At 63.6% G+C, this 22,167-nt stretch carries 13 protein-coding genes and 1 tRNA gene; 10 read left to right on the forward strand and 4 right to left on the reverse strand.

The features are described 5' to 3' along the window. Positions 1 to 39: 39 nt before the first annotated feature. The 3 genes from ACZ0AJ_RS08195 to ACZ0AJ_RS08205 all read right to left on the reverse strand — a co-directional run bounded on the left by ACZ0AJ_RS08195 (position 40) and on the right by ACZ0AJ_RS08205 (position 7,071). A complete protein-coding gene (locus ACZ0AJ_RS08195) occupies positions 40 to 2,256 on the reverse strand; it encodes a beta-glucosidase family protein (protein ID WP_499453797.1) in 2,217 nt (738 codons plus the stop codon). Between the two features lie 48 nt (positions 2,257 to 2,304). After that, positions 2,305 to 3,984 carry a sodium:solute symporter family transporter gene (locus ACZ0AJ_RS08200; protein ID WP_499453799.1) on the reverse strand — a complete coding sequence of 560 codons (1,680 nt, stop codon included), beginning with the start codon at positions 3,982 to 3,984 and terminating at the stop codon, positions 2,305 to 2,307. Between the two features lie 90 nt (positions 3,985 to 4,074). Then, positions 4,075 to 7,071, reverse strand: coding sequence for a TonB-dependent receptor (locus ACZ0AJ_RS08205; RefSeq protein ID WP_499454490.1), 2,997 nt, complete (start codon positions 7,069 to 7,071; stop codon positions 4,075 to 4,077). A 586-nt stretch (positions 7,072 to 7,657) separates the two neighbouring features. On the opposite strand from ACZ0AJ_RS08205, the gene ACZ0AJ_RS08210 reads away from it, so the two are divergent. From ACZ0AJ_RS08210 to ACZ0AJ_RS08255, 10 genes are all read left to right on the forward strand, one after another. After that, complete coding sequence (locus ACZ0AJ_RS08210; protein WP_258834160.1) at positions 7,658 to 8,008, forward strand: hypothetical protein; 351 nt, start codon at positions 7,658 to 7,660, stop codon at positions 8,006 to 8,008. Between the two features lie 136 nt (positions 8,009 to 8,144). After that, complete coding sequence (gene fdnG, locus ACZ0AJ_RS08215; protein WP_258834161.1) at positions 8,145 to 11,219, forward strand: formate dehydrogenase-N subunit alpha; 3,075 nt, start codon at positions 8,145 to 8,147, stop codon at positions 11,217 to 11,219. A gap of 3 nt (positions 11,220 to 11,222) precedes the next feature. After that, a complete protein-coding gene (fdxH, locus tag ACZ0AJ_RS08220; protein ID WP_499453804.1) occupies positions 11,223 to 12,152 on the forward strand; it encodes a formate dehydrogenase subunit beta in 930 nt (309 codons plus the stop codon). Positions 12,153 to 12,162: 10 nt separating this feature from the next. Next, positions 12,163 to 12,792, forward strand: a complete 630-nt coding sequence (locus ACZ0AJ_RS08225; protein WP_499453806.1) for a formate dehydrogenase subunit gamma — start codon at positions 12,163 to 12,165, stop codon at positions 12,790 to 12,792. A gap of 181 nt (positions 12,793 to 12,973) precedes the next feature. Continuing rightward, positions 12,974 to 14,005, forward strand: a complete 1,032-nt coding sequence (fdhE, locus tag ACZ0AJ_RS08230; protein WP_499453808.1) for a formate dehydrogenase accessory protein FdhE — start codon at positions 12,974 to 12,976, stop codon at positions 14,003 to 14,005. Between the two features lie 2 nt (positions 14,006 to 14,007). Further along, positions 14,008 to 15,465: an L-seryl-tRNA(Sec) selenium transferase gene (selA, locus tag ACZ0AJ_RS08235; protein WP_499453810.1), complete on the forward strand. Its 1,458-nt coding sequence runs from the start codon at positions 14,008 to 14,010 to the stop codon at positions 15,463 to 15,465. After that, complete coding sequence (gene selB, locus ACZ0AJ_RS08240; RefSeq protein ID WP_499453812.1) at positions 15,462 to 17,381, forward strand: selenocysteine-specific translation elongation factor; 1,920 nt, start codon at positions 15,462 to 15,464, stop codon at positions 17,379 to 17,381. The genes selA and selB overlap by 4 nt, the downstream gene beginning before the upstream one ends. 43 nt (positions 17,382 to 17,424) lie before the next feature. Then, a tRNA-Sec gene (locus tag ACZ0AJ_RS08245) sits at positions 17,425 to 17,520 on the forward strand. 35 nt (positions 17,521 to 17,555) lie between these two features. Then, entirely contained in the window at positions 17,556 to 18,002 is a 447-nt protein-coding gene (locus tag ACZ0AJ_RS08250) for a glycine cleavage system protein H (protein ID WP_499453813.1), read from the forward strand. After that, positions 17,999 to 18,385 carry a DsrE family protein gene (locus tag ACZ0AJ_RS08255; RefSeq protein WP_499453814.1) on the forward strand — a complete coding sequence of 129 codons (387 nt, stop codon included), beginning with the start codon at positions 17,999 to 18,001 and terminating at the stop codon, positions 18,383 to 18,385. The genes ACZ0AJ_RS08250 and ACZ0AJ_RS08255 overlap by 4 nt, the downstream gene beginning before the upstream one ends. A gap of 258 nt (positions 18,386 to 18,643) precedes the next feature. On the opposite strand, the gene ACZ0AJ_RS08260 is transcribed toward ACZ0AJ_RS08255, so the two are convergent. Continuing rightward, positions 18,644 to 21,874: a di-heme oxidoredictase family protein gene (locus tag ACZ0AJ_RS08260; RefSeq protein WP_499454495.1), complete on the reverse strand. Its 3,231-nt coding sequence runs from the start codon at positions 21,872 to 21,874 to the stop codon at positions 18,644 to 18,646. Between the last annotated feature and the right edge of the window lie 293 nt (positions 21,875 to 22,167).

Raw genomic sequence — 22,167 nt, forward strand, 5'->3', positions numbered from 1 at the left:
GGTCGGTCTTTCAGTCGGTAGTCGCGTGTAGGTCTGCGATCAGCGCGCGCCGGCGGCAAACTCGCGCGCCGGCAGGCGCACCGTCACGGTCGATACCGGCGCATCGGCCGCCGTCGACAGGATCACGCGGTAATCGCCGGCGGCGATCTTCCAGCGGTTGCTGGCGCCGTCGAAGACTGCCAGCGTGCGCGGATCGATCGTCACTTCGCTGGTGCGGCTTGCGCCTGCGTCCAGTGCCAGCTTGTCCCAGCCACCGAGGCGCTTGGGCGCTTCCCAGCCGGCGCCCACTTTCGACACGTACACCTGCGGCACCGCCTTGCCGGCGCGCGCGCCGCTGTTGGCCACATTGAAGCGCACGCGGATGCTGCCGCCCGTCGCGTCGGCCTTCAGGTTCGTGTAGGTGAAGCTCGTGTACGACAAGCCGTGACCGAACGCGAACAGCGGCTTGTGGCCTTTCAGGTCGAACCACTTGTAGCCGACGGCCGCGCCCTCGATGTCGTAGTCGACGTCAAAGCGCGTGTCCTTCGGCAGGTCGATGCCGTCGATCTTCGGGCGCGGCAGCTGGTTCTCTGCCAGCGGGAAGGTCTGTGGCAGGCGACCCGACGCATCGACTTCGCCCGTCAGCACGCGCGCGATGGCTTCGCCGCCATTCGTGCCCGGATACCAGGCCTCCACCACGCCGGCCACGTCGTTCACCCACGGCATCGTGACGGGCGTGCCCGTTTGCAGCACGACGACGGTGCGGGCATTGGCCTTGGCCACCGCCGCGATCAGCGCGTCCTGGTTGTTCGGCAGCGCCAGCGTCGGCACGTCGGCCGCTTCGGATGTCCACTGCGTCGCGAACACCAGCACCATGTCGGCATTCGCCGCGACTTTCGCGGCTGCAGCGGCGTCCTTGCCATCGTGCCAGGTAATTTTGGCCTTGGTGCGCGCCGCCAGCGCCTTCATCGGCGAGCCTGGCAGGTAGACCATCGGACCTGGCCAGGCGGCCGGGCCTTCGTTCGGCACGGCCATGCCGCCGCGCGGATAGACCTGCGCCGAGCCGCCGCCCGACAGCACGCCCTTGTTGGCGTGCCCGCCAATGATGGCGATGCGCTGCACGTCCTTTGCCAGCGGCAGCACGTTGTCCTTGTTCTTGAGCAGCACGATCGCTTCTTCTGCGTCCGCCTGCGAAATCTTGCCGTGCGCCGTGTAGTCGATGTCCTTGGCCTGGACCTTGACCGGATGATCCAGCGCGCCGTGCGCGCCCAGCGCCCACAGGATGCGGGCCACCATGTCGTCCAGGCGGGCCTGCGGCACATGGCCGTTTTCGACGGCTTCCTTCAGCGCGCCGTCAAAGTAGGGCGACTTGTCGAACGGGTAGCCCGACTGCTGGTCCAGGCCCGCCAGCGCAGCGGGAATCGTCGAGTGGGCCGCGCCCCAGTCGGACATCACGTATCCCTTGTAGCCCCAGTCGCCCTTGAGCACCTTGTTCAGCAGGTGGTCGTTCTCGCAGCCATACGGCCCGTTGATGCGGTTGTACGAACACATGACCGAGCCCGGGTCGCCCCGTTCGATCGCGATCTGGAATGCCAGCAGGTCGGACATGCGGCCCGCGGCATCGTTGATCTTGACATTCAGGTGGTTGCGGCCCGTTTCCTGATCGTTATACGCGTAGTGCTTGAGCGTCGAGACGACATGGTTGGACTGCACGCCGCGAATCTGTTCGCCGGCCATGATCCCGGCCAGCAGCGGGTCTTCGCCCGTGTACTCGAAGTTGCGGCCATTGCGCGGCTCGCGCGCCAGGTTCACGCTTCCGCCCAGCATCACGTTGAAGCCCGACAGGCGCGCTTCCTTGCCGATCATCGCAGCGCCTTCGAACGCCAGCTGCGGATTCCAGGTGGCGGCCGTCGCAATCCCGGCGGGCAGCGACGTGCGCTCGCGCGCATCCTTGCCGGGTTGCGAGGCCACGCCGATGCCGGCGTCGGTCAGCCACTGCGGCGTGATGCCCAGGCGCTCGATGCCCTTGATGAAACCGGCTGACTGGGGCAGGGCGCCCTCGGGCGCTTTCTGGCCCTTGAATTCGGTGCCGAAGTAGCCGAACACCATGCCGATCTTTTCATCGAGCGTCATCTGGCTCACCAGTTTGGCAGCGCGCTGTTGGGCTGCATCCAGTGCAGCAGTCGGCGCAGCGGCTGGTGCTGCATGCGCGGCACCAAAGGCGAGGGCGGCGGCAAGGGCGATGGCCGAACGGCCGAAGGGCAAAGCTGGGTGCATGTGTATGTCTCCTTGAATTTTTATAATGGTGTTAGCAGCGCAGCGACCTTACCACCACGCACTGTAGATCGCGATCAGCGCGATGCAGATGACGGTCGCGCCGAACGCGAACCCCGGCTGCACCTTGAACATCGACGCTTCGACTTCGACGCCCTTGCTCTGCTCGAGGCCGGCCTTTGGCCACAGCTTGCTGATGATGACCATGCCGATGATGACGGCGACGAACACGATCGCCATCCGGTCCACGAACGGGATCTCGTAAATACCTGCGCTGTTTGGCACGGCAAACCCGATGGGCGCCAGGAACGACAGGTCCATCAGGCCGGGCAAAAATTTGAGGACGATCGAGCCGATAAAGCCGCCGACCGTGGCAAACATCGCTGCGCTCGCCGTGGCCGGCCGCCAGAAGAAGCCCATCAGGAACATGGCCAGGATGCCGGGCGAGACGAAGCCCGTGTATTCCTGGATGTACTGGAAGCCGCCTTTCTTGTCGATGCCCATGAATGGGGCAATCAGCACGGCCAGGAGCATGGCCACGACCACGGTCACGCGGCCGATCCAGACCATGCGCTGTTCGGAGATGCCCTTGTTGAAGGCTTTCTTGTGGATGTCGAACGTGTAGATGGTGGCGATGCTGTTGGCCTTGCCGGCCAGCGAGGCGACCACCGCCGCCGTCAGCGCGGCAAACGCGATGCCTTTCAGGCCCGTCGGCAGCAGCGTGAGCAGCACCGGATAAGCGCGGTCCGGGTTGACGTCCGCGCCGACGCCCATCGATGCGCCCAGCACGCCCTGCTGGTGCAGCACGAACGCGGCAATGCCCGGCAGGACGACGATCACGGGCATCAGGAGCTTGAGGCCGGCCGCGAACAGGATGCCCTTGCGCGCCGTGTGCAGGTCGGCGCCCAGCGCGCGCTGGATGATGTACTGGTTGCAGCCCCAGTAGTTCAGGTTCACGATCAGCATGCCGCCGATCAGGATCGACACACCAGGCAGGTCGAGGTAGTTCGGGTTGTCGCGCGTGAGCACCATGTCGAAGTGATCCGGCGCCACGCCCAGCAGGTGGTTGAAGCCGGCCATCACGCCGCCACCGCCATTGTTCTGCGCGACCAGGTCGAGCGCGAGCCAGGTGGTCACCAGGCCGCCGAGCACCAGGCACAGGACCTGGATCACGTCGGTGTAGCCGATGACCTTCATGCCGCCCAGCGTGATGATGACGGCAAATACAGCCAGGAATACCATGCAGGTCCAGACGTCGATGCCGGCGATGGCGCCGATGGCCAGCGCGCCCAGGTACAGGATCGAGGTCAGGTTCACGATGACGTACAGCGACAGCCAGAACAGCGCCATGACGGTGGCAACGGTGCTGCCGTAACGCTGTTCGAGAAACTGGGGCATCGTGTAGATGCGGTTGCGGCGGTAGATCGGCATGAAGAACACCGCCACCAGGATCAGCGTGAACGCGCCCATCAGCTCATAGACGGCGATTGCCATGCCCATCTTGAAGCCCGAGCCGCTCATGCCGATGAACTGCTCGGCCGAGATGTTCGACGCGATCATCGAGGCGCCGATGGCCCACCAGGTCAGCGAGCCTTCGGCCAGAAAGTAATCGTGCGAGGCCGATGCGGAGCGCTGCTTGCGCTTGTAGACCCAGAAGCCGTAGCCGGCCACGATGATGAAGTAGACAAAAAAGACGAACGTGTCCAGCGACGAGAAAGTCGAGCTTTGCATTGGTCGGGTTTTCCTGGAAAAGCAAACAGCCCGCTGACCTGCCGCGCGGGGCGGCAGGTCAGCGGGCGTCGTGTTTACATCGGCATCGACTTAGAACGTCACGCCCAGACGCACGCTGTAGCGGGGACCGCTGACGAACCACGCACGGCCCTTGTCGCCGATGTGGTGCGTCATGATCTGCTTGTACTTCGCGTCCGTCAGGTTGGTGCCCTGGAAGTCGAGGCGGAAGTTCTCGTTGAACTTGTAGCTGACGCCGCCATCGAGCTGACCGTAGTCGTCGGCCCAGATCGGCAAGCCCCAGGCAATCACGTTCTGATTGAGGGTCGGGCTGTCCGGATTGGTGTCGACGCCGTTGGTGCCGTTGGTGCCGTTGTTGTTGTTACCCAGCAGGCTCTTCGAGCGCCAGCTGTAGGCCAGACGCGCCGACCATGGGCCCTTGTCGTACAGCAGCGCCAGGTTGTACGAGTTGCGCGACAGGTATTCCAGCGGCAGGTCGCCGAAGGTACGGCCATCGGTGTCGCAACCGTTCAGGTTCAGGTTCAGGTTGGCTGCGCCGCTCACGTTCGAGCAGTACTGCGAGAACACCGGGCTGTACAGGTCGCGCTTGCTCTTGACGTGCGTGTAGTTGGCCTGCACACCGAAGCCCGACATCCAGCCTGGCAGCTTGTCGAAGTACTGCTGGTACGCCATCTCGATACCGCGCGCCGAACCACGTGCGCCGTTGACCGGCGTCGCCACATTGAAATCGATTACACGGCCAGTCGAGTCAGTCAGCTGGTAAGCCGAATTCTGCTTGACGATGATGTCCTTCAGGCGCTTGTCGAACACGGCGAAGGTCAGCGAACCGGCCTGGGCGAAGTACCACTCGGCGGTCAGGTCCATATTGCGCGAGGTAACCGGGCGCAGCAGTGGATTGCCGACGGATTCGCCGGTATGGGCTACCGACGTCACATTGGTGACCTGATCAGCACCGGTGCCGCTGGTCGTGCTCTGTACGCTCTGGCCCAGTGTCGTGTACGCCTGCAGCTGACCGAAGTCTGGTCGCGACATGCCCTTGCCCAGTGCAAAGCGGAACTGCAGCTGGTCGGTCGCTTTCATGCGCAGGTTCAGACTCGGCAGCCAGTTGTGATAGCTGTTCTCGTAATCCTGACGACCGGCGAACGGCGCGATGGTCGGCACGCCCAGACCGGTGGTGCCGCCTGGCGGAATGATGAAGGTCGAGTTGTACACGGTGTAACCGAACGACTTGTTGTCGGTCTTCACATAGCGCACGCCGATGTTACCGTCGATTGGCATCTTCATGTCATCAAACGCAAAGCGCAGCTGCGTGTAGATCGCCTTGGTCTTCTCGGACTGCTCGTTGTCGCCCGATGGGTTGGCTTCGCCGAAGGCAGCCGCTTTCCATGGATCGCAGCTGTTGCCGGCCTGTGCACACAGGATGTCGTGGTAGCTGTGCAGCTGGGCGTAGGTGCCTGGATAGCCGGCCACGAGCGACTTCGCCGGGAACACGACGGCCGGGACGCTGGCGTCGCCGTTGAAGAAGTTCTTGAACTGGTTGACAGTCGTCGGCGCGTTGAAGCGCGGGTCGCTCAGCGTTGCCAGCTGGTTGATCTGCCAAGGCATCATCCAGCGCTGCGAGACTGCCGACCAGTTGTAGTTCGGGTTCGAATTGATGGTCTTGGCATCGCGGTCGGTAAAGCGCACGCCGACGCGGATGTCGCGCAGGACAGGGTGGTCGAAGTCATACTTGACGTCGCCTTTCCATGCGGTCTGTTCGGTGACGCTGCGGTCGCGGTGCTCCTGGGTGAAGGCCCAGAAGTAGTTGTTCGGGTCGCTCAGGCCGGCGGTCTGGGCCGCATCGAACATCAGTTTCGGGTAGCTGCCGGTCAGGTCCAGGTTCTGCTGCTGCATGATCGTGCCCAGCGCCACGGTCGAATCGAGACCTTCCGATTCGGCCTTGACGTGCTGGATGTCCGAGGTCAGCGTCCAGTTGGTTGCCGGCTTCCACTCGACATTCCAGGCGACGTCGGTGGTCGACGAATCGCGGTTCGAAGTACGGGTATTGTTGCCGAACTCGATACCGTTATTGGTTGGATTCGACAGGATGCCGCTCATGAACGCGCCGTTGGCGTCGTACACGCCGTTGGTCACGCGCAGATTGGTGGGATTGCCTTCGGCCGAGAACAGGGCGTTCTCGTCCCACTGCATCTTGTACTTCGACTTGAAATAGGTCAGGTGGCTGCGCAGCGTGTTGTCCAGCTTCCACTGCAGTGCGGCGTAGGCGCCCTGGCGCTTGCGCTCGAAGTCCAGCGTGCGCCACTGCGCGCCTTTTGGAATCCATACCGTGCGGCCCGGCTCGGCATCGGCCACCGGGTAGTACGGCTCGACCTGGAAGGCGTCGGTGCGGGTATTGCTCCGGGAATTGGCGTAGTTGACCAGCACGCCGAACTCGCCCATGTCGGTTTTCCAGCGGTTCGAGTACATGAACGAGCCGGCCGGGTCCTTCTTCTTGTTCAGTTCGGTGTACGTGCCTTCGACGCTGCCCGAAATGCGCTGGCCCTTGATATCGAACGGCAGCGCCGTGCGCAGGTTGACCAGGCCCGAGATGCCGCCTTCGATCTGTTCGGCGGACGGATTCTTGTAGACGTCGACGCCGGCCATCAGTTCTGGCGGGACGTCCTCGAAGCTCAGTGCGCGGCCGCCGTTGGACGAGAACGAATCGCGGCCATTGAGTTCCGAGCGCACCCAGGTCAGGCCACGGATCGATACGCCCGAGCCTTCAACCGAGAAGTGTTCCGGGTCGGAACGCGACATGGTGCGGTCGATGGTGACGCCAGGGATGCGTTGCAGGACTTCGGTGATCGATTTATCGGGCAGTTTGCCGATATCGTCGGCGACGATCGAATCGACGACCTCGTCGGAGTTCTTCTTGAGTTGCTGTGCGCTGTTGAGTGCGGCGCGCTGGCCGGTAATGGTCACGACCTGTGCGTCGGCAGGGGCCGGGGCGGCTTCCTGGGCAAACGCTGCGGACAACCAGCACAGGTGTGCCACGCCCACGGCAATCGCCGATCGATTCAGATGCTTCATTCTGTTGTCTCCGTCTTTGTTGTGAAGAGCCCATCTGCCGGGACTCTCTGCTGGAAATACCGTGCTCGTCAGGGGCGTAGGGGCGGCGTCCATGCAAGCTGTAAAATAATATAACACTAAATGTTAGGCGCAACCATTTTTTGTGATGGCCTGTTGGTAAATACCATTTTTGCTACATAGCACTTGACGCGGTCGCGTCGTTTGATGTGAATAGGGTAAGCAGCGCGGTGGATGCAAGCCTGGCTGACGCTGAGCAATGGCGCGATGCGTGCCAGCGATTTCCAGCGTGAAAATCGCAAATTTGACGCACTTCTGCAACGCGCGCGAAGGCAGGCTACACTAACGCCGCCTCGTGGTTGCTAGCCGCAAGAAAGCAGGGCGGAAACAGTAAAAATGTCGATAAAACCGTCAATTTGGCGGCCAGACAGTCTTTACATCCGCCTTTGACGAAAATATTCGTCATAAAAGCGGGTCAAAACTCACGGAATGTCACCCTTTGCGAACGGCTGTGCGTAAAATACTTATTCAAGTAGTTCCGCATTTCCGCTATATTTTCAGTTGTATCTCTAAGTCAATGGATATTGCAATGATTCACATCAAACAAACAGCACTGACTCTGCGCAATGCAGCCATCGTAGCGACCGCCGTATTCGCTCTGGCCGCGTGCCAGAAAAAGGAAGCGACCGCGCCGGTGCAGACGCCGGACGTTGCCGGTCCGAATGGCGCAGCCATTGATCCGCACGCAGGCCTGAAATCCGAATCGGCCACTGCCCCTGCGGCCGTGCCGGAAACCGGTCCTGCTGAAGGCGGCACCGCGATCGGCGGCATGGTTGCCGGCCAGGATGCAGACTCGAACAAACCCCGCGACAGCGGTGCTTCAGAACCAACGGGTGGCGATGGCGCCACCACGCAGGCAGCGACGCCGCCAGCAAAATAATTGCTGGCGAGTCCAACGGCGCGCACACCGGCGCATGGTGGCGCCGGTAACGGTCAGGATGGAAAGAAAGCCAGGGCGACGACCCTGGCTGACCCCATTCTGATGTGCGCAATCCATTACTAGCAGGAGAATCTAGATGGGCATGAACAGAAGGCAGTTCCTCCGCGCAAGCGGTGCGGGACTCGCCGCCTCCACCATCGTCGCGCTCGGCTTCTCGCCGTTGCCGGCGATGGCAGAGACGCGGCACTATAAATTGGCGAAAGCCAAGGAGACGCGCAACACGTGTCCATACTGCTCGGTGGGCTGCGGCCTGCTGATGTACAGTCTGGGCGACGGCGCAAAGAACGTTACCTCGGACATCATCCACATTGAAGGCGACCCGGATCACCCGGTCAATCGCGGTACGCTGTGCCCGAAAGGCGCCGGCTTGCTCGACTTCATCCATTCGCCGAACCGTCTCAAGTTCCCGGAAATCCGCGAACCTGGCACCAACGAATGGAAACGTGTTTCCTGGGATGAGGCAATGACGCGCCTGGCCGGCCTGATGAAGGCTGACCGCGATGCGAACTTCATTCCGACCAACGCCGAAGGCCAGCTGGTCAATCGCTGGACGAGCACGGGTATGCTGTGCGCGTCCGCGTCGAGCAACGAAACGGGCTACATCACGCACAAAGCGATGCGTTCGATGGGCATGCTCGTATTCGATAACCAGGCTCGCGTTTGACACGGACCTACGGTGGCCGGTCTGGCCCCGACGTTCGGACGAGGAGCGATGACCAACCATTGGGTTGACATCAAGAATGCCGATGTTGTACTGATCATGGGCGGCAATGCCGCCGAAGCACACCCATGCGGTTTTAAATGGGTAATCGAAGCAAAGCATCACAATAAAGCCAAGCTGGTCGTGGTCGACCCGCGCTTTACGCGTTCGGCCGCCATGAGCGACTATTACGCGCCGATCCGCGCTGGCTCGGACATCGCCTTCCTGGGCGGCGTCCTGAACTATCTGCTGACCAACAACAAGATCCAGACCGAATACGTCCGGAGCTACACCAACGCCCCGTTCATCGTGAACGAAGGCTTTGACTTCCAGGATGGCCTGTTCTCGGGTTACGACGAAGCCAAGCGTCGCTACAGCAATGAAAGCTGGGGCTACGAAATGGGTGACGACGGTTACGCCAAGGTCGATCCGACCATGGAACACCCGCGTTGCGTGCTGCAAGTGATGAAGCGCCACTATTCGCGCTACACGCCTGAGCAGGTCAGCAAGATCACCGGAACCCCGGTCAAGCAATTCCTGAAGGTCTGCGAATACATCGCCTCGACTGCCCAGCCGGGCCGTGCGATGACGATTTTGTACGCACTGGGCTGGACCCAGCACAGCCAGGGTAGCCAGATCATCCGTACCGGCGCGATCATGCAGCTGCTCTTGGGTAACGTCGGTATCGCCGGCGGTGGCCTGAACGCACTGCGCGGTCACTCCAACATCCAGGGTCTGACCGACCTGGGTCTGCTGTCAAACTCGCTGCCGGGCTATCTGTCGCTGGCAACCGATAAAGAGCAGGACCTCGAGACGTACTACAAGCCGCGCGCACTGAAGCCTTTGCGTCCGAACCAGATGAGCTACTGGCAGAACTATCCCAAGTTCTTCGTCAGCCTGCAAAAAGCCTGGTGGGGCGATGCCGCGACCAAAGAAAACAACTGGGCCTTCGACTACTTGCCGAAAATCGACAAGCTGTACGACGTGCTGCAGGCGTTTGAATTGATGGGTCAAGGTAAATTGAACGGTTACATCTGCCAGGGCTTCAACCCGGTCGGATCGTTCCCGAACAAGAAGAAGATCATCGCCGGTCTGTCGAAGCTCAAGTTCCTGGTGACGATGGATCCGCTGAACACCGAAACGTCCGAGTTCTGGAAGAACTTCGGCGAGTCGAACGACGTCGATCCAAGCAAGATTCAGACGACCGTGTTCCGTCTGCCGACCACGTGCTTTGCCGAAGAAGACGGTTCGCTGTCGAACTCGAGCCGCTGGCTGCAGTGGCACTGGAAGGGCGCCGAAGCGCCGTACGAGTGCAAGCCGGACATCGAGATCATCGCTGATCTGTTCTCGCGCATGAAGAACCTCTATCTGAAAGATGGCGGTGCATTCTCGGATCCGATCACCAAGCTGTCGTGGCCGTACAAGATTCCGCATAGCCCTTCTGCTGAAGAGCTGGCCAAGGAATTCAACGGCAAGGCGCTGGCCGATATCTATGACGCGAAAGATCCGACCAAGCTTATCCTGAAGGCAGGCGAGCAGGTGCCGGGCTTCGGCGTGCTGCGCGACGATGGCAGCACCGCGAGCGGTTGCTGGGTATATGCCGGCGCATGGACGCAGGCAGGCAACCAGATGGCGCGCCGCGACAATGCGGACCCGTACAACATCGGGCAGACGCTGGGTTGGGCCTGGGCCTGGCCGGCGAACCGCCGCGTGCTGTACAACGCAGCCTCGACCGATCCTAAAACGGGCAAGCCATGGAATCCTGCGCTGAACCTGATCTCGTGGAACGGTACGGCCTGGACTGGTTCGGATATTCCGGACATCCGTCCTGACGCCGATCCGGCCGAAGAGAACCGTACGCAGCCGTTCATCATGACGTCTGAAGGTGTGGCGCGTCTGTTCGCACCGACCGGCATGGCCGAAGGTCCGCTGCCGGAGCACTACGAGCCGTTCGAATCGCCGTTCCCGGTCAATCCGATGCACCCGAAAAACCCGCTTGCCCGCGCCAATCCGGCGGCCCGCGTGTTCAAGGGCGACATGGAAGCGTTCGGTACGGCCAAGGACTTCCCGTACGTCGCGACCAGCTACCGCTTGACCGAGCACTTCCACTACTGGACCAAGAACGTTGTCTCCAACGCGATTATCCAGCCACAGCAGTTCGTGGAAATCGGTGAAGAGCTGGCCAAGGCCAAGGGCATCACCAACGGCGATATGGTCAAGGTGTCGTCGATGCGCGGCTTCATCAAGGCCAAGTGCCTGGTGACCAAGCGTATTCCGCAACTCGATTGCGATGGCATGAAGGTCGATACAGTGGGTCTGCCGAACCACTGGGGCTTTGTCGGTGTGGCCAAGCCGGGCTTCCTGGTCAACACGCTGACCCCATTCGTGGGCGACGCCAATACCCAGACCCCGGAATTCAAGTCGTTCCTGGTCAATATCGAAAGGGTCTAAACAATGTCTTCATTACAATCTCTCGATATTGCGGCGCGTTCGGCAACCACCACGCAGTCGCCGGTGGCCCGTACGCACAAGCCGGAAGTTGCCAAACTGATCGACGTGTCCAGCTGCATCGGCTGCAAGGCGTGCCAGGTGGCGTGCATGCAGTGGAACGATCTGCGCGATGAAATCGGCGAAAACCACGGTACGTACGACAACCCGATCGACCTGACGCCACAGTCGTGGACCGTCATGAAGTTCTCGGAAGTCGTGACCAAGTCCCCGGACGAGGGCGATCGTCTGGAGTGGCTGATCCGCAAGGACGGCTGCATGCACTGCGACGAGCCAGGCTGCCTGAAGGCCTGCCCGGCGCCGGGCGCGATCGTCAAGTACACGAACGGTATCGTTGACTTCATCAGCGAGAACTGCATCGGTTGCGGCTATTGCGTCGCCGGTTGCCCGTTCGATGTGCCACGCATCAGCAAGGTGGACTCGAAGGCCTACAAATGCTCACTGTGCGCCGACCGCGTTGCAGTGAACATGGAACCGGCCTGCGTGAAGATCTGTCCAACTGGCGCCATCCGTTTCGGCACCAAGGAAGACATGATCGAGTACGCGGGTGACCGCGTGGTCGACCTGAAGGAACGTGGTTACCAGAACGCCGGTCTGTACAACCCGGCTGGTGTGGGCGGCACGCACGTGATGTACGTGCTGCAGCACGCGGACAAGCCGAACCTGTACGCCGGCCTGCCCGAGAACCCGACCATCAGCCCGACCGTGGCGCTGTGGAAGGGTATCGCCAAGCCGCTGGGTGTGGCTGCAATGGTCGGTGCTGCTGTTGCCGGCTTCTTCCACTACATGAAGGTTGGCCCGATCGAGACGCACCACGACGAACCCGATGTTCAGCCGACGCCTGGTCCCGACCAGCGCGACGACGAACGGGTATAAGGAGAAGACCATGTTTATCACTCGCTATCGCGACATGACGCGCATGAACCACTGGGCCGTGGCTCTGTTGTTCATCTGCGCCGGATTGACTGGCCTTGCCTTGTTCCATCCGTCGATGTTCTTCTTCTCCATGTTCTTCGGTGGTGGACAGTGGACCCGTATCCTGCATCCGTTCTTCGGCTTGCTGATGGTGCTGGGTTTCGTGTTCCTGTTCTTCGCCGTTGTACGTGACAACTTCTGGACCAAGACCGATACGGCCTGGGTCAAGAAGGCGCCGGAACTCCTCAAGGGTAACGAGCACGCGATGCCGCCTGTACACAAGTACAATGCGGGCCAGAAAGCCGTGTTCTGGATCTTTGCCGTGAGCCTGGTGCTGCTGTTGATCACTGGCTTCATGTTCTGGCAACCGTGGTTCGCGGACTTCTTCCCGATTCCGCTGCGTCGTTTCGCGATGCTGGTGCACGCGGCTTCGGCCCTGGCACTGGTGCTGAGCGTGATCATGCACGTGTACGCCGCCATCTGGGTCAAGGGCTCGTTCCGCGCCATGACCCGTGGTACGGTGCACGAGGACTGGGCCAAGTCGCACCACCCGCTGTGGTACAAGGAAGTGGCAGAGGACGCCAAGCGCAACAAGCGCTAACGTAGTATTGTTGCTCTTCTGAGTCAGCTTCAAAACCGTCGTTCCCGCGCAGGCGGGAACCTCAGTGTGCATGCGGTTCGATTCGCTGGCACACTTGGGTTCCCGCCTCCGCGGGAACGACGTTCTTTGGCAGCTTGAACCGTATTGCCGTTGCAAGAATTCAATAGGAAGCATCCTTTCCATGAGCATTACCAAAGCCTCAAAGCTGCTCAGCCCCGAAGAAATCGCTGTCCGGGCTGGCGAGCAAATGCCGTATATCCAACTCCCGGTGCGCCGCGAGTTGTTCTCCGCCCGTGCCACCCGTCTGCGCCAATTGGCGCCGGGGCACGCGATGCACGACTTCTTGCTGTTTGCCGCCGAACTGGCCGCCGTCCAGCACGAAGTGCTGCAGGATTACCCGACTGTCACGCTGCCGACGCTGGATGACCTGGCCGCCGCCGCGCGCGCCGCCCAGGCACCGGTCCCGGCGCCGCTGTGGCCCCGCGATCCGGTTTGGCGCAGCGCGATGCGCCGCATGCTGGAGCTCCTGGTTCCGCGTCTGGCGGGCAGCCCGGCGCAAGCCGCCGTGCAAGCCCTGCTGGCTGCGGGCGACGACCATCTCGAAGGCCAGGCCGAACTGCTGCTGCAAGGCGCGGCGGGCCTGGACATGAGCGCCGCACCTTTGGTAGCGGCCGGTCTGCAGGTGTACTGGACGAACATGGTCCTGGCGATCCAGGAAGCGTATGGCGCAGCGCGCCAGCAGCCGTACGGCCGCACGCTCGACATGACGACCTGCCCATGCTGCGGTAGTCTGCCGACCGCGTCGATCACGCGGGTCGACCAGACCGGTAGCAACTTCCGCTATCTGCATTGCTCGCTGTGCTCCGCGCAGTGGCACATGGTGCGGGTCAAGTGCAGCCACTGCGAAAGCACCAAGGGCATTCACTACCATTCACTCGAGGCGCTGGCCACGGATGGCGCGGTGCAGGATGCGTCGCAGGCGTCGGTGCAAGCCGAGACGTGCGACGAGTGCCATCACTACATCAAGATCGTGCGCATGGAGCGCGAGCTCAATGTCGATCCGGTGGCGGACGACCTGGCGTCGCTGACGCTGGACATCCTGGTGTCCGAAGCGGGCTACGAAGCGCATGGCGTGAACCTGCTGCTGTTGTCGGGCGGCGAGGAAGCGCCAAGCGAACCGGCCATCGCACCACCATCGAACCGGAGTAATTGATCATGTCGCTCAGCGAGTCCGTGGTCCACGGCTCGAAGGCGACAGTCAAGGAACTGCCTTCGATCGATAAACTGCTGCGTTTGCCATCGGTGCAGGCGCAGCTGTCCGCCCATGGCCACACGCTGGTCGCCGGGCAGGCGCGCGCGCTGGTCGACGACCTGCGCGCGCAGGCGCTGGCCGGCGTGCTCGCGGCGAGCGCGGTAACGCCCGATGCGCTGGGCGGGGCGCTGGCCGAGCGCATCGCTGCGCGGATCGCGCCGCGCATGCGCCGCGTGATCAACCTGACCGGCACGGTCATTCATACCAATCTGGGCCGCTCCGTGCTGCCAGACGTGGCGATACGCCACCTGATGGCCATGATGGCCGGCCCGAACAATCTCGAATACAACCTCGACACTGGCTCACGGGGCGATCGCGACAGCATCGTCGAAGGCTTGCTGTGCGAAATCACCGGCGCCGAAGCGGCGACAGTGGTCAACAACAATGCCGCGGCGGTGCTGCTGTCGCTGGCCGCACTGAGCGGCGGGCGCGAAGCGATCATCTCGCGCGGCGAACTGGTGGAAATCGGCGGCGCCTTCCGCATGCCGGACGTGATGGACAGCGCCGGCGCGCGCATGGTCGAGGTAGGCACCACCAACCGCACGCACCTGGCAGACTACGAGCGCGCCATCACCGAGCGCACCGCAATGCTGATCAAGGTCCACACCAGCAACTATATGGTGCAGGGCTTTACCAGTGCGGTGAGCGAGGCCGAACTGGCGCCGCTGGCCCGCGCCCGCGGCGTGGCCCTGGTGTCGGACCTGGGCAGCGGCTCGCTGATCGACATGGGCAAGTACGGCTTGCCGCAAGAACCGACGCCGCAGCAGATGCTGACGGATGGCTGCGACGTGGTCATGTTCTCGGGCGACAAACTGCTGGGTGGCCCGCAGGCGGGCCTGATCGTCGGCACGCGCGAACACATCGGGCGCATCCGCAAATTCCCGATGAAGCGCGCGCTGCGGCTGTCCAAGCTGCCGCTGGCGGCGCTGGAAGCGACCTTGCAGCTGTACCTGCAACCTGAACTCCTCGTGCGCGAATTGCCGACGCTGCGCTGGCTGACCCGTACGCAGGAGCAGGTGGCCGTGGCCGCAAACGCGATCCTGGAACCGCTGCGCGCTGCGCTGGCGCCGCGCTATACGGTCGCGCTGGAACCGATGCTCAGCCAGATCGGCTCGGGCTCGCTGCCGATCGACCGCCTGCCGTCGTGCGGTCTGGCGATCGCACCGGTCCTGTCCGGCAAGCGCGGTATGGGCACGGCGCTCGACGCGCTGTCGGATGCCATGCGCAGCTTGCCGGCGCCGATCATCGGCCGGATTGCCGACGACCGCGTGCTGCTCGATTGCCGCTGCGTCGACGATCCGAGCGAGGTCATCAATCAATTGGCCGGCCTGCGCCTGGCCATCATCGGAGAAGCCCCATGATTGTCGGCACTGCAGGCCACATCGACCACGGCAAGACGGCGCTGGTGCGCGCACTGACGGGCATCGACGCCGACCGGCTGCCGGAAGAAAAGCGCCGTGGCATCACCATCGAACTCGGTTACGCCTGGATGCCGCTCGAGGACGGGCGCCGCATCGGCTTCGTCGATGTGCCGGGCCACGAGAAACTCGTGCGCACGATGGTCGCCGGCGCCAGCGGCATCGACTTCGGCTTGCTGCTGATTGCCGCGGACGATGGCCCGATGCCGCAGACGATCGAGCACGCGACGATCCTGTCGCTGCTGGGCGTGCGGCGCGGCGCGGCCGTGATCACCAAGATCGACCGCGTGGAGCCGGCGCGCGTCGCCGAGACCGAAGCCCGCGTACGCGCGCTGCTGGCCGGCAGCGGGCTGGATGAGTATCCGGTGCTGCACGTCTCGAGCGTGCGCGGCGACGGCATCGACGCCTTGCGCGCCGATCTGGTCGACGCACTGGCCGCTGCGCCGGGCGACGGCGTGGAGGGCGCAGGTTTCCGCATGGGCCTGGACCGCGCCTTCACGCTGGATGGCGTCGGCACCGTGGTGGCCGGCAGCGTCTCGGCGGGCGGCGTGACGATTGGCGATACGTTATCGCTGGCGGCCTCGCCGGACGACCCGTACCGCGTGCGCAGCCTGCAGGTGCACAGCCGCGCCGCCCAGGCTGCCGAAGCGGGCCAGCGCTGCGCCGTTGGCCTGGCGGGCCTGGAACGCACCGACGAACTGCGCGGCCAGGTGCTGTGCGATCCGGCCATTGCGCTCACCACGCAGCGGATCGATGTCTGGCTGCAGGTGGCCGCTACCGAAGACAAGCCGCTGCGCTCGGGCACACTCGTGCACCTGCACGCGGCGACCCAGGATTGCCTGGCGACGGTGGCCGTGCTGGGCCAGCCGTCGATCGCCCCGGGCGCCGGCGCGCCGGCCCAGCTCGTGCTGCACAAGCCGGCCAATGTCTGGCATGGCGACCGTTTTATCTTGCGCGACGCGTCGGCGGTGCGCACGGTGGCCGGTGGCCAGGTGCTCGATCCGCTGGGGCCGATCCGTTATCGCCAGACGCCCGAGCGCCTGGCTTACTTGGAAACGCAGCGCGCCATCGATCCGCAGACGCGCCTGCTGGGCGCGCTGGCGCAGGCGCAGTACGGCGTCAATGGCGCCACCTGGTTGCGCAGCAGCGGCCTGGCGCGCTGGCCGTTCGACCTGGCCAGCGTGCCAGATATCGTCGTCGGCGCTGGCGGCGAGTGGCTGATCGCCCGTGCGCGTCTGGATGAAGCGCAGGCCGGCCTGCTGGCGGCCTTGCGCGACTTCCACGACAAGTACCCGGATGAAATCGGCCCCGATGTGCAGCGCGCCCGCCGCCTGGCCGCGCCGCGCATGCCCGAGGCGCTGTGGCTGCAGCTCACAAACCACATGATCGAGGCCGGCGTGCTCGCGCGCCGCAATGGCTTCCTGCATTTGCCCGAACACGGCGTGGCCTTGCGCGCCGCCGAGCAGATCGTGGCCGAGCATGCACTGCCGATGCTGCGCGAAGGTCGCTTCGATCCACCATGGGTGCGCGATATCGCGCTGCAGGCACGGTTGCCCGAAGCACAGGTGCGCCAGGTGCTGGGCCGCATGGCGCGCGGCGGCGACGTGTATCAGGTGGTCAAGGACCTGTTTTATCATCCGGCCGTGATGCATGAGCTGGCGGCGCTGGCGAGGAAGCTCGCCGCGGAAGAAGCGGGTGGCCAGGTCACGGCGGCACGGTTCCGCGACCTGACGGGCCTGGGGCGGAAGCGCGCGATCCAGATCCTGGAGTTCTTTGACCGCATCGGATTGCTGCGCCGCGTGGGTGACGTGCACCTGCTGCGGCCGGGAACGTTGCTGTTTTCCGAGAAATCACCGTGAGCCTGACGCAATTTTTCCGGACAAGGTAAAATCCCGGCTCAACGGAAGGAAATCGTCCCTGGTGGGGCGGCTGGGCTTCAAACCCAGTTGGTGGCGCCATGCGTCGCCGGGTGGGTTCGACTCCCGCATCCTTCCGCCATCCTTTCTGTTGCTGTTCCTGTTCTTCACATTCCTATGATTATCCTCGGCTTCGACTATCCGGACGACTGCTATTTCGACCTCGACAATGATATGTGGTGCCGTCCGCTGCATGACGGTCGCGTGCAGGTGGGCGTGAGCGCGTTTGGTGTCCAGATCAGCGGCAACCATTTCTATATGTGCCGCCCCAAACCGGTGGGTAACGAGGTCGAGCAAGGCAAGACGGTGGGTGTCGTGGAGCTGAGCAAAACGGTCGTGACGATCAAGACGCCGGTGTCCGGGACGATCGTCGAGATCAACACGGCGCTCGAAGAAACGCCCGAACTGATTCACCAGGACCCGTACGGCGCCGGCTGGATTTCCGTGATTCAGGCCAGCGACTGGGAACGCGACCGCGCGCAGCTGGCGCATGGTGCCGACCTCGTTGAACAGGCCGAACGGCGCATGCGGCTCGAGCCGGTCGATGACTGGATCAAACCGTGATTCCAGCGCAGGCCGGTCTGGCGATCATGGTCTGGTCATGCGACCTGACGCGGCCCGAAGCCTTGACGACGCCGTTCATGACGGCGCAGGCCGCGGCGGCGCTCGACATGCCGGTCAAGATGTTGTTCACTAACCAGTCCGTCGCCTGGCTGCTGCGCCAACACAGCGCGCGCCTGACCGGCTTCGGCGCCGACCGTTGGACGGTCGCGCGGCACCTGGATGCGACGGTCGATCTGGGTGTCGAGATCCGCGCCTGCAGCCAGGCGTTGAATGCTCTTGGCGCGGACCTCACCGCATTGGCTCCCCAGTGCACCGGCGTCGAAGGCATGGTGACGTTCGTCGAGCAGGGCAGCGCGCCGGGCTGGCGCATGCTGGTGTTTTAAGCCTGCGCGTCCAGGATTCTCGCTCAGATAACACAGCCGGGGTCAGGTCTGACATTCGGACACGGCCTCAGCCTGAGCCAGGTCCAATCGTGCATCGACCAGCCTTGGCATAGACCGGTGTCAGCTCGTTTCGACTATCTGGCTGTCGAGTTCGTGTCCGAATGTCAGACCTGACCCCGGCTTTCACGGTGCAGAATACGCCAGCCAAAAAAAGCGCCGGGCTGTGAACCCGGCGCCTCTGTCACATCGGCACGAACGTTACAGCGAGCGCAGGAACGCCAGCAGCGCCTCGCGTTCAACGGTCGCCAGCTTCTCGAAGCGTTTGCGCGCGGCGGCCGCTTCGCCGTCGTGCCACAGGATCGCTTCGCTCAGGGTGCGTGCGCGGCCGTCATGCAGGTAGCCGACCTTGCCATCCTTGCCCATCACCTTGTCGCTGTAGCCGATGCCCCACAGCGGCGCGGTACGCCACATGCTGCCGGTGGCCTGGCCTTCGACGTAGTTGTCGGCCAGTCCCGGGCCCATATCGTGCAGCAGCAGGTCGGTGTATGGCCGGATGGTCTGGTCGCGCAGTTCGGCGAACTGGTGGTTCGCGCCGGTCTTCATCGACGCGGTGTGGCAGGCCACGCACCGCATCGTTTCGAACAGCTTCTGGCCCGTCGCGACCTGGCGCGTGTCGACCCGGTGCTCGTCAAGTGGCGCAACGCCTTTCGGGAAGCCGCTGGCCAGGCTGCGCTGGGCCGGAACGGCCAGCAGCGCCAGGTAGTTCGAGATCGACTGCAGCTCCGCTTCCGAGATACCGCGCTGGCGGGGCGCCGTGGCGCATGCGGCCGGGTTGGCGTCGCACGAGAGGCTCGGGTAGACGGGCGATGTCACCGCCATATCGGCCAGCAGCGCCGACGCGGCCTGGTGGCGCAGCGTCGCCTTCGACGCTTTCCAGCCAAAGCGGCCCAGGCGTACAGCACCGGTTTCGGGATCGAACACGAAGTTGGCCGTACCGCGCACGCCGTCGCCGTCCGGGCTCGAGCGCACGCGCGCCAGGATGTCGGCTTCAGGAATCGCCTCCAAGAGGCCGCTGCCGATCATCGGCTGGGCCGCGCGCAGCGAGACGGTCTCGGGTACCGGGCCGTCAAAGGCAATTTTAGGCTTGCGCAGTTCGACGTTCGTGCCGTCCGCCAGCTGGACCACGCGGGTGTCAAAGCCGGTCACGCGCACGCCGGTGCCCCAGTTCTGCGGGGTGCCGTTGCTGGAGATTGCATTCATCTGCACCGTGGTGCCGTAGGTCGGATGCGGCAGCTGCTGGCCTTGCGGACCAACGCGCGCCACGCGCACCGCCATCCCATCGAGGCGCTGGTTGATCGCCGCCGGGGCCGGGCTGCGGCCGTTGCCGACGTGGCACGCGATACAGGCCGACTGGTTGAAGCGGCCGCCCTGCAGACCCACTGCCGCCGCATACCGGTCGTTGCCCGCTTCGTTGTGCTCGCCCGTGGTGAAGTTGGTGTGCAGCAGGCGCCGGCCTTCGACGAAGCGCTGCATGTTCTGCATGCCGACGTTGTTGTGCGGCTGCTGGAACATGAACAGGCCATTGTCGCTGTAGTTGTACGACACGGAGCCGAGGCCGCCGGACAGCACGTCGTCGGGCAGCGGCACCGAGTTCAGGCGCGGCTGTACGCCGTACCACGGGCGCAGGCCCTGGCCGACGACATAGCTCCATTCCTGCGAGTAGTAGCGGATGCCGCCCGTGTCGCCCAGCGCGCCCAATGCCTCGCGCGTGGTGAAGTACGACGGCGAGACTTCGATGATGTCGCCCTTGACGAGCGGCCGGCCCGGCACGCTGCGGCCGGTCTTGAAGCCGTCGCTGTTGAGCTCGCTGTGGCCCGGATAATCCTTGACCAGCAAGGTGCAGCCGCCATTGATGCCGTTGGCGCTGGCCAGCCGGTTGTTCTGCGGATAGGGCGTTGGTTTACAGATCGGGATATCGTTATTGACCAGCTCGCCGGGCCGCATCCAGCCGTAGCCGGTCGAATACGGCTCGTCGAACTGGCGGAAGAACGCGACGCCGCCCTTGAGGAAGTCGACTGTCGTGTACTGGTTCACGACCAGCATCGGTTGCGTAACGCCGGCAACGCGGCTGTTGTCGATGATCTCGACGCCCCAAGTACGGTTCTTGTGATACTGCGGCACGAACGTCAGGTAGTTGCCCGGGCCCTTGTCAACGGGCAGGCCGCTGGCGGGGTCGATCGTGTCGTTCGGGCCGTAGCCGATCTCGTTCCACTCTTCGCCGCGCTCGCGGCCATGGCGCGCCAGGCCACGGGCGCCGAAGCGCGTCACCAGCGTGCCGTCCGCGAGGGTAAATTGCAGCGACTCGATTGGCTCAGCCGTGCCCGGCAGCGGGCTTAGCGCAGAGCCATTAGCCGGGAAGGCCACGGCCGACGTCGGCGCATCGGGCAGCGTGTTGTCGCTGCCCGGCGACTTGAACTCGACTTCAAACAGCGAGTAGCCGTATTGCGTCGCACGTGCGACACCCTGCAGGCGCAGGTAGCGGGCGCGGAATCCCAGGTTGAAGAATTCTTCGACACCACCCTTGCCAGTGCCGACATGGCGCAACTGCGTCCAGGTCACGCCGTCGTTCGACGTGAGCACCGTGTAGACCTTGCCGTACGACTGTTCCCAGGTCAGCTTCATGTAGCCGATTGCGGTGGGTGCGCCGAAATCGAAGTTGATCCAGGCGCCGTCCTCGGGTCGGCTCGACCAGCGCGTGCCGGGCTTGCCGTCGATGGCCATGCCAGCCGCCATGCCGCCGTTCTCCGGCGTCGACGACGTCGCAGCAACCGGCTTGACGGCCACGCCGGGACGGGTCAGGTCGATCGGCAGGTCGGGTGCCGGCAGGTCGGGGCTCGGCGTCGGCGCGGCCGGGGTGCCGGTAAACGCCTGGATCTCGAGAATCGAATAGCCATACTGGCCGGCCCGCTTGACACCTTTCATGCGCAGGTAGCGGCCCTGGCCATTCAGGCCCGTGAGATCCTCGGTGCCGCCGACGCTGTCGGTGACGCTCTTGATCGTGGTCCAGCTGCTGCCGTCTTCGGACACCTGTAACAGATAGGCGCTCGCATGGGCGGCTTCCCAGTCGATCCGCACACGGGTGATCGTCTGGGTCGCGCCGTAGTCGAGCGTCAGCGATTCATCGTCGGTGAAGCGGCTGCCCCAGCGCGTGGCATTGTCATGGTCGATCGCCGCCGGGCCATCGAGATCGGGCCGCTCGGCCGAGCTGGCCTGGGCCTTGACCGGGGTCAGCGCTGTTTCCGTGCTGGCGAACACGCCGGCGACGGTCCTGAACAGGCTGGCGCTGGCGTTCTGCATGACGGCGACAGGCGACTCGGCAGTGCCGCCACCACAACCCGCCAACAGCAGCGGTAACAGCAGGATGGGTGCGAGCGGCGCGCCGGGCATGCGGATGCGGCGTGACGACTGCCCGCAAGGCAGTTGATCCATGGTGAAACTCCTAGGTATGAACGTCGATGGGTGAACCTCAGCACTACTTTCCGCATGCCCCGACCATGAATACCGACCGGGATCGTTATAATTGCTCAAAGGCAATTGTTAACCATAAGGTAACCGACCCGTTGGAGACGTGTCAAGGAATCTGCGCCGATGTGACACTTGCAGCCCGTCCACCACCAATAAATACGCTCCAGGCCCGTCGCATTTCTCCAAAAACCAATCGTGCGCGACCTGCCAATTCGTACAATTGCGAATTAGCCCGTTCAGATGGGCAACAATTGTGT

Source organism: Telluria sp. AC161 (assembly GCF_979258535.1).

Excerpts from the sequence above, each read along its gene's own strand:
- ACZ0AJ_RS08195 (WP_499453797.1), bottom strand. The coding sequence starts at position 2,256 with ATGCACCCAGCTTTGCCCTTCGGCCGTTCGGCCATCGCCCTTGCCGCC.
- ACZ0AJ_RS08200 (WP_499453799.1), bottom strand. The coding sequence starts at position 3,984 with ATGCAAAGCTCGACTTTCTCGTCGCTGGACACGTTCGTCTTTTTTGTC.
- ACZ0AJ_RS08205 (WP_499454490.1), bottom strand. The coding sequence starts at position 7,071 with ATGAAGCATCTGAATCGATCGGCGATTGCCGTGGGCGTGGCACACCTG.
- ACZ0AJ_RS08210 (WP_258834160.1), top strand. The coding sequence starts at position 7,658 with ATGATTCACATCAAACAAACAGCACTGACTCTGCGCAATGCAGCCATC.
- fdxH (WP_499453804.1), top strand. The coding sequence starts at position 11,223 with ATGTCTTCATTACAATCTCTCGATATTGCGGCGCGTTCGGCAACCACC.
- ACZ0AJ_RS08225 (WP_499453806.1), top strand. The coding sequence starts at position 12,163 with ATGTTTATCACTCGCTATCGCGACATGACGCGCATGAACCACTGGGCC.
- fdhE (WP_499453808.1), top strand. The coding sequence starts at position 12,974 with ATGAGCATTACCAAAGCCTCAAAGCTGCTCAGCCCCGAAGAAATCGCT.
- selA (WP_499453810.1), top strand. The coding sequence starts at position 14,008 with ATGTCGCTCAGCGAGTCCGTGGTCCACGGCTCGAAGGCGACAGTCAAG.
- selB (WP_499453812.1), top strand. The coding sequence starts at position 15,462 with ATGATTGTCGGCACTGCAGGCCACATCGACCACGGCAAGACGGCGCTG.
- ACZ0AJ_RS08250 (WP_499453813.1), top strand. The coding sequence starts at position 17,556 with ATGATTATCCTCGGCTTCGACTATCCGGACGACTGCTATTTCGACCTC.
- ACZ0AJ_RS08260 (WP_499454495.1), bottom strand. The coding sequence starts at position 21,874 with ATGGATCAACTGCCTTGCGGGCAGTCGTCACGCCGCATCCGCATGCCC.